This window comes from Methylocystis sp., assembly GCF_050246715.1.
GTDB lineage: Bacteria > Pseudomonadota > Alphaproteobacteria > Rhizobiales > Beijerinckiaceae > Methylocystis.
This window is the reverse complement of sequence record NZ_JBFWVN010000003.1, coordinates 133,774-141,211: the sequence shown is the minus strand read 5'-3', so window position 1 is coordinate 141,211 and position 7,438 is coordinate 133,774. Positions and strand designations below refer to the sequence as shown.

Below are 7,438 nucleotides of genomic sequence, written 5' to 3'. Positions count from 1 at the left end.
TGGCGGGCGTGGCTGTGAGGTCGAAGCGGAACGGGTTGGTGTCAGCAACCGAATCCTACGCCGTTTCAGCCACCTATGCTATGCTCGCCAGCCTTCGAACGGCGCCGTCACGAATAAGATGGGCTAGAGGGGCGTATCTGGCGTCGAGATCGCCCGCCACATGTGCGCGGATGGACTGTCGTCAAAGCCAAGCCCCTCTGGCGGCTGCTTGAAGTGCCGACCGATAATGTCGGTAAATTTACTCAAATCGACAACGCAATCTGGATCGAAGGAGTAAAGGTCATTTATCGTGATGAGCCGCGCAGATATATACCATTTGTGTTTGCGACAATATTCATAGGCAGCACGGATGTATGGAGGCGGCACGTAGTCTCGACCGAAGATAAAATTGTACTGTTCTGGATATTCATAGCTTACGGATGGATCTGGAAAGAAGCGCAGAGCCTGGTGGTATTGGATGGCGAAAGCTACCCTTTCGGAGACGTACGGCCGGAACAGTTGTGCGCCCCACCATCCATGGTCGGTTTTGATGAGCGTCTGCCCCAAGTCGTGCAGCAGGCATGCTAACACGACCTCTTCGTCCATATTATGCGTTAGCGCTCTGTCGGCGCTTTGAAGCGCGTGGCGCGCTGGAGCAAACCGCAGTTCGAAGTAATCTAGCAAAGTCGGCCTGGCGGGAAGCGGCGGCAGCCGCCTTACGGTTTCCGGCTCGTTCGAAAGTCGTTCTCCCAAGGGCGACAATCCACCTACCGCGAAAAGGCTGCCGACGCCTCGGCGGAAGGCCCTAGTCTCGATCCGGCTCTCCAAATCGGCGACCGTCGGAACTTTCGCTAAAGGACTTTCGTCCAGTTCCTTCGTCAAATAGTCTTCCAACGCCTCTGCGCGGGCCTCATCGTCCATCGCGTCGACAGACTTCGCCCCACCGATCGCGGCGATTATTTTTTCTCGCTCGATTTGCAATGGAGTCTCTCCTGGCTTTTGGCAGTGTGGGCGGGACGCCGCGCGACGCCCCCGCCGTGTTGCGCGTAAGTGGTGGCGCCCGCCTGCTTCAATCCTGAGGGGCCAGTGCCACCGAAGGCTCTTTACGCTCGAATGCAGCCGTGCATTGTCCCAGTCAAAGCTGGCGATTGGCAAGCACAAGCAAAGCTGCTCCCGGGAGCTGCGGAGCACCCCGAAATGAGATTTGCCACCATAACATTTCGTTACGCCACCGACGCCGACAAGGGCGCTGCGGCAGGCCCCGACGCCCTGCTGAATGCGGGATTGGCGAGATGCTTAGGGGAAGCGGGCCACGAAATAGTTGGCCCCCTTCACGTTGAGTTAAGCCCAGAAGAAGAGGTGGCCTATGGCTCCTGGAACAAGATCGGCTTTGCGAACGCGCGACTCGCGCAACTGATCTTTGAAGCGAGACAGGCGCAAGCTTTTCCAATTCTCCTCGAAAGCAATTGTTACGCCGCCATCGGCGCGCTTGCGGGACTGCTCAAATCCGGCGTCTCCGCTGCACGCCTTGGCATGGTTTGGATCGACGCGCATGGCGACTGCAACACGCCGGAAACTACATTGAGCGGCATGCTCAGCGGAATGCCAGTTGCAATCGCGACCGGGCAATGTCTGCATCGACTTCGCCAAAACGCGGGACTTGAGCCGCCGTTGCAGGCCCACAATGTGGTGATGGTCTGCGTGCGCGCGAATGACCCTCTCGAGCAGGAACTGATTGATCAGTGCGGCATACCACAGGTACCGGTCAGCGATGTCAGAAGAAACCGCCAGCTGCTTTGCGCCGCGATGGACCGTCTTAATGATTCGGTCGACGCGATCTACGTCCACTTCGATATAGACGCCCTCGATAGATCCGAATTGGCGTTGACGCGCTTGAGCGAACCGAACGGCCCTATGAGCGATGAAATGGCGAAGGCTCTTGAGATGGTCATGGCTTATTCAAAGGTCGCAGCGTTCGGAGTCTCTGATTTCAACCCTGAGAGGGACGTCGAAGGACAGGCTTTTCGAGCAATCTCAGCTGTTTTTCGAGGCGCGATAGCGGGGATCGCATCGCGATCGCGGCGCTGACCCGAGAATGAAAATAAGTTTGCCAATCGGGTGACGGCCAAGGTCCGGAATTGGCGCGTTTGAGATGCTTGAGCGGCGGCGTTCTTGGAGGTGGTGTACGCTGAACTGATCGGCTTGGTGTATGCCTTCGGCCTGACTAAAGAGCTTGGCGTCTCACGCTACGCGCTACTTTTCGATAGCCTCGATCAAAGCGCAGAGTCTATCGTTGTAGGCAGGCCATTGCGGCGCTCGAAGATGACAGCGCCGCCAGCCGACGGTAACGCGCAGCATTCGACCGCTCGAACGCGCGAGCATTCTTCGAATCGCGCAGTTGCCGCATTATGTTCGCGCCAAAGTCGTATTGCCGTCGACCATTTTTACGCGATCCAGCAGCGGAGAGACGTCATATCGCCAGGTTCTGAATCCTTCAGCGAGATAGCGGATGACTTATCAGGGTTCGATACGTTCCAGTTGTTGCGAATACAATCGCCCGATCTTCTCCGTTCCGGCTCGATCACCCGTATCCGGCGATAGATGGCGAAATGTCGGATGTCGCAATCAGGCGATAAAGTCCAATGATTTCAGTAGCCGAGATTTTTAGCGGTGTGTTTGACGGTATTTTTCATCAACAAAAATATTTTTTGCTGTGTATTTCAATGACCTACCGCTCTCATTCACTATCGAGTGGGAGTGAGATGCGCCCGGCGCTTGAAGAGATTCCAGCTCGAATACTGTTTTTAGCCAAGGGCGCTCTAGCGCAGACCAACAAGCACGCAGCATATTATCATCAATATGAGGCGCGTTGGATGAACTGATCTGATCAGTTAAAATCCGATCCGCATGATTGGTCTGGTCTATCGGACGAACCAACTTTGTAATTCAGGCGCCACTGTCTCAATCGGCAAAAACAAAATCCGGCTGTCGGCCGGATATTCGATGAACTCCGCGCATCGCAGATAGAACCGTCTAGCCGCCTCGACCTTGGCGCGTTCGATCGCGCCAATGCCGATGCTCTGCGAGGCGACCGCGATGCGGCCGAGAGCGTCCGCAAGCAGAACGGCGCCGAGCCCCTTGCTGGCGTGTTCCCGGCTCACCGCGAGACATTTCGTGTCGTTGCGCATTTGCCTCGCCGCGCAACTATTTTTTCATGCAGCCCGTGGCAACGTGTTCTTGGCCCAATTCTGCGCGAATTTGAAGTTCCGTGCGCTCATGTTGCGGGGCATGGTTCAGGCATTTGAAAACAAATGCATATAAGAAGCAGGTTTTCGGCGATGCTCTTAGACAGGGTGAAGATTCGACGCCTCGGCGCAAGCGCGCTCGCCTTCGTCTGTTGGATCGCCCCTTCAATGGGCGCCGACCTACCGACGAAAAAGGATTCTCCTGCCAAGCCTCCGCCTGTGTTCACATGGACGGGTTTCTACGTCGGCATGAACTTTGGACACGCCTGGACGGGCAGCCGTCCAATCTCTGCCGCTTCTGCAAACATCTTTGATGTTTCGGCCGCCGGTCTCGGGCTTGCGTCGGCCTCTAGCGCTTGCGGCGTCGCGCATGCGCGTCTCAATGACTATTACTTTGGCGGCCAGGGCGGTTATAATTGGCAATTCACCGAGAAATTTGTCGCGGGCCTGGAAGCCGACATTCAGGGCGCCGGCGTGCGCGGCGGCGGAGGCCTTGCGAATGTGACGCCGGCGCCCGGCGGCTTCGCCGTGTCGAGCGCTACGCTGCGTCGCAGACTTGAAAATTTCGGCACTGTTCGGGGCCGTCTCGGCTATGCCGTGACGCCAACGATTCTTGTCTATGCGACCGGCGGCCTCGCCTATGGCGGCGTCGACGTGACTTCTGCGCTCGCGCAAAGTTTGCCGCCATCTCTCCTGATCGCTGATATCGCCAACGGCGATTTCTATAAGAATCGCATCGGCTGGACGATCGGAGGCGGCGCCGAGATGGCTCTAGGCCATAATCTGAGCGCCAAACTTGAATATCTGTATTACGATTTGGGGTCCGGCTCTTTCGCAGCCCCCGTCAGTTCGCTTGTGTTCACTGACGCGACCACCGCCGCCTTGCAGCTTGTCGACGCTACGCGCGTTTCGACGCGCTTCAACGGCCATCTCTTGCGGTTGGGGCTCAATCACCGTTTCGATTGGAGCATTCCTTCGACGTCCGGTTCGCCGGCGACGGAGCTATTCGCCTCGCCCAGATTCGCGCCGATCGAACGTTCTGCGTTTGCCGATTGGCGCATTAAGGTCATGCCCTATTTGTGGGCGATCAATACAAATGGCACGTTGATCGCCCGCGGCGACGCGATCGGAACGGATACGACAATCATCGATGCATTCACCAAGACCAGTTCGTTTCCGCTTGCCTTTATGGGGCGGGTGGAAGTGAGCAACGGACCTTTGTTCCTCTATGGCGATTTCGCCTGGGCGCGATTACGCTTCTCCGGTTCAACGCTGAAGCTTCGTTCGCCAGTTGCTGACGTCGCGATCGCCGTTAGTGCGAGCGGTCGCCTGAAGCAAACTCTCGCCATTGGCGAGGCGGGCGTCGCATACGAACTCGCCCGCTGGAAATTTCTCGGCGCTCCAGATTCGACAATCGCGCTCGGCGCATACGCCGGGGTCCGCTATGGCTATTTGGGCATAGACCTCACGACGAAGGCGGTTGGCGCCGCGAATTCGGAACTCCTCGACCTAGCAGTCGTCGGCGTGCGCGCCACCGCCACTTCCGGCAGCATACGATGGGTTGATCCGGTCGTCGGCATTCAGATCCGCGACGAATTCGCGCCGGGCGAGGAATTCTGCATGCGCGGCGACATCGGCGGCTTCGGCGCAGGCAGCAAATTCAGCTGGCAGTTTTACGGCGGCTACAGCCGGGACTTCGAATTGAGCGGTCTGAAGTTGGTGGGCATGATCGGTTATCGCGCGCTGGGTATCAACTACTCGACTTGGGTAAACGGTGAAGAAAATGGCCTCAATGCCGTTATCCACGGACCTGTTACCGGGGTAGGGATGCGATTTTGAACGCGCGACGCGCGCGAACGCGACGCCAATTGTTGTGCATGCCGACGCCAATCCGCGCTTGCCTCTTCGGCTCATAACATAACCGAGGAAAGGCCCGGACTTTAATATCGGGCAAACTGAGCGCGGAGCCATAGGCCTTGTCCCTTTGGGCGTCATCAGCATTCCCCAAGGGCGACCAAGCTAAGCTTGGCATTCGTTTGAAATTGTTTTCTGATAACTGGGCGGTCTGATCGCTGGCCCCGCGCGCATCTCGACCACAAGTTCAAGAACTCGAGATTTCAGCTTGATGTGTAATCAGCGCAAGTGACGAAGATGACGACGATTGACCAGCCGAAAGCCGACGCGTTCCATCAATTCGAAACTCACGTTACGGCGGAAAGCCATTTTTCCTGGCTGCGGACCCGATTGAGCGTCGAGCGGACGTTGATGTCCTGGGTGAGGACAGCGACAGCCTTGATCGGCTTCGGCTTCACCATTGTTCAGTTCTTCGAGCGGCTGAATGCGATGGAAAGCGTTGTTCCGCCAACTTGGCCGGGACTGTCAAAAATCGTGGGCCTTGCATTGATCGGGACTGGCGTCCTCGCGCTCGCAATCGCTTTTTGGCAGTATCTCGCTGTGACAAACTATCTCTGGGGTCCGCAGTTCGCGCCAATCGCTGGCGTGCGGGCGAGCGTTCCGCGCTCGCCGCTCCTGCTGGTCACCCTAGTTCTCCTCTTTATCGGATTGTTTGCGCTTGGCTCGATCGCTGCGCGCGCGATCCAGTTGTGCTGGGTGGATTAAGAATGGTCTGAAATCGAAGGGAGACGCAAAATGAGCGATAAGAAGTTCAAAGGCGTCATGAAATTGGACGTTCGCGATTCGGTTCCAGATTGGGAGCCGTTCACGCCCCCCAAAGCTCCCGAAGGCGCGCCGAACATATTGATCATTCTTTACGACGATACGGGCATGGCGACCTGGTCGCCGTTCGGCGGGCGGGTTCAGATGCCGACTTTGCAGAAGCTCGCGGACGACGGGCTGATGTATTCGCAATGGCATACAACGGCGCTGTGCTCTCCGACCCGCTCGACTTTCCTGACCGGCCGCAATCACGATCTCAACGGCTTTTCCTGCATCACGGAAGGAGCGCAGGGGTATCCCGGCTGGAGCGGACGGCTTCCCGAACAATGCGCGACGATCGGACAGGTCCTTCAGGATGCGGGCTGGAGCACCTTTTGGCTGGGCAAGAACCATAATGTTCCCGAAACGGATGTGGCGTCCGGCGCAAGCCGAAAGGAATGGCCGCTTCAAAAGGGTTTCGATCGATTCTACGGATTTATCGGCGGCGAAACCAACCAATGGTACCCAAGCCTGATCGAAGACAACAAATTCATCGATCAGCCATACTCGCCGGAAGAGGGCTATCACCTCTCAAAAGACTTAGTCGACAAAGCGATCGAGATGATTCGCGATCAGAAAGCGACTCATCCTTCAAAACCATGGTTCATGTGGCTCTGTCCCGGCGCCAATCACGCGCCGCACCAATGTCCGAAGGAATATATCGACAAATATAAGGGCAAGTTCGACGACGGCTACGAAGCCTATCGCGAATGGGTGCTGCCGCGGATGATCGCAAAAGGCCTTCTGCCTGAAGGCACCAAGCTCACGCCGCTCAACCCGATGCCCGAGGATATGGCCAATCCCGCCAACGCCGTCCGGCCCTGGGATTCTTTGAGCCCCGACGAAAAGCGACTGTTCGCGCGCATGGCCGAAGTCTTCGCCGGTTTTTCCGAATATACCGACGTGCAAATCGGCCGCCTGATCGAACATCTTGAGAAGACCGAGCAGCTCGACAATACAATCGTGTTTTACTGTGCGGACAATGGCGCTTCCGGAGAAGGCAGCCCGAGCGGATCGGTCAATGAGAACAAGTTCTTTAACGGCTATCCGGACGAATTGTCGGAGAATATGAAATATATAAATGTGTTGGGCGGCCCTGAAACATACAATCATTATCCGACCGGCTGGGCGGTCGCGTTCTCGACGCCGTTCCAGATGTTCAAGCGCTATGCGCAATTCGCCGGCGGCACCTGCGACCCCTTAGTGATCTCCTGGCCGAAGGGCATCAAGTCGAAGGGACAGGTCCGAAATCAATACCACCACTCCACGGACATCGTCCCGACGATCCTGGACGTTTGCGGACTGGAAATGCCCAAGGTCTATCGCGGGGTCAAGCAATATCCGCTCTCTGGCGTCTCGATGCGCTACACTTTCGAGGCGACGCCAGACGCGCCGACGCAAAAGACGCGTCAATATTACGCCATGCTCGGCACGCGCGGCATCTGGGAGAACGGCTGGAAAGCTGCGGCGATTCACGCGCCGCTTTCAGGCAAGGGCCA

Annotated in this window: 7 protein-coding genes and 1 pseudogene; 6 read left to right on the top strand and 2 right to left on the bottom strand. The window is 57.1% G+C overall.

Going from position 1 to position 7,438, the window contains the following annotated elements; genetic code table 11:
• Positions 1-123: 123 nt before the first annotated feature.
• A complete protein-coding gene (locus AB7I51_RS03120) occupies positions 124-960 on the bottom strand; it encodes a hypothetical protein (protein ID WP_428406115.1) in 837 nt (278 codons plus the stop codon).
• Positions 961-1,092: 132 nt separating this feature from the next.
• Here AB7I51_RS03120 and AB7I51_RS03115 point away from each other — a divergent pair, with 132 nt between their 5' ends.
• From AB7I51_RS03115 to AB7I51_RS03105, 3 genes are all read left to right on the top strand, one after another.
• The gene (locus AB7I51_RS03115; protein WP_428406114.1) at positions 1,093-2,067 is read left to right on the top strand and encodes an arginase family protein; all 975 of its coding nucleotides are present in this window, start codon (positions 1,093-1,095) and stop codon (positions 2,065-2,067) included.
• Positions 2,068-2,151: 84 nt separating this feature from the next.
• Complete coding sequence (locus AB7I51_RS03110; RefSeq protein ID WP_428406113.1) at positions 2,152-2,580, top strand: hypothetical protein; 429 nt, start codon at positions 2,152-2,154, stop codon at positions 2,578-2,580.
• 41 nt (positions 2,581-2,621) lie between these two features.
• Positions 2,622-2,861 (top strand): hypothetical protein, encoded by a 240-nt coding sequence (locus tag AB7I51_RS03105; RefSeq protein ID WP_428406112.1) that lies wholly within the window; start codon positions 2,622-2,624, stop codon positions 2,859-2,861.
• Between the two features lie 39 nt (positions 2,862-2,900).
• Here the strand turns inward: AB7I51_RS03105 and AB7I51_RS03100 are convergent, their stop codons facing one another.
• Positions 2,901-3,167 carry a hypothetical protein gene (locus AB7I51_RS03100; RefSeq protein WP_428406111.1) on the bottom strand — a complete coding sequence of 89 codons (267 nt, stop codon included), beginning with the start codon at positions 3,165-3,167 and terminating at the stop codon, positions 2,901-2,903.
• Between the two features lie 225 nt (positions 3,168-3,392).
• Between AB7I51_RS03100 and AB7I51_RS03095 the strand changes: the two genes are divergently transcribed.
• From AB7I51_RS03095 to AB7I51_RS03085, 3 genes and pseudogenes are all read left to right on the top strand, one after another.
• Positions 3,393-5,063, top strand: a complete 1,671-nt coding sequence (locus AB7I51_RS03095) for an outer membrane protein (protein ID WP_428406110.1) — start codon at positions 3,393-3,395, stop codon at positions 5,061-5,063.
• Between the two features lie 312 nt (positions 5,064-5,375).
• Positions 5,376-5,843: a YidH family protein gene (locus AB7I51_RS03090; protein ID WP_428406109.1), complete on the top strand. Its 468-nt coding sequence runs from the start codon at positions 5,376-5,378 to the stop codon at positions 5,841-5,843.
• A gap of 30 nt (positions 5,844-5,873) precedes the next feature.
• A pseudogene (locus AB7I51_RS03085) lies at positions 5,874-7,181 on the top strand (sulfatase-like hydrolase/transferase); the annotation flags it as partial.
• Positions 7,182-7,438 lie beyond the last annotated feature (257 nt).

Bases quoted from the DNA above. Each gene is read 5' to 3' on its own strand.
- AB7I51_RS03095 (WP_428406110.1), top strand. From the start codon at position 3,393: ATGGGCGCCGACCTACCGACGAAAAAGGATTCTCCTGCCAAGCCTCCG.
- AB7I51_RS03090 (WP_428406109.1), top strand. From the start codon at position 5,376: ATGACGACGATTGACCAGCCGAAAGCCGACGCGTTCCATCAATTCGAA.
- AB7I51_RS03105 (WP_428406112.1), top strand. From the start codon at position 2,622: ATGATTTCAGTAGCCGAGATTTTTAGCGGTGTGTTTGACGGTATTTTT.
- AB7I51_RS03100 (WP_428406111.1), bottom strand. From the start codon at position 3,167: ATGCGCAACGACACGAAATGTCTCGCGGTGAGCCGGGAACACGCCAGC.
- AB7I51_RS03115 (WP_428406114.1), top strand. From the start codon at position 1,093: ATGCAGCCGTGCATTGTCCCAGTCAAAGCTGGCGATTGGCAAGCACAA.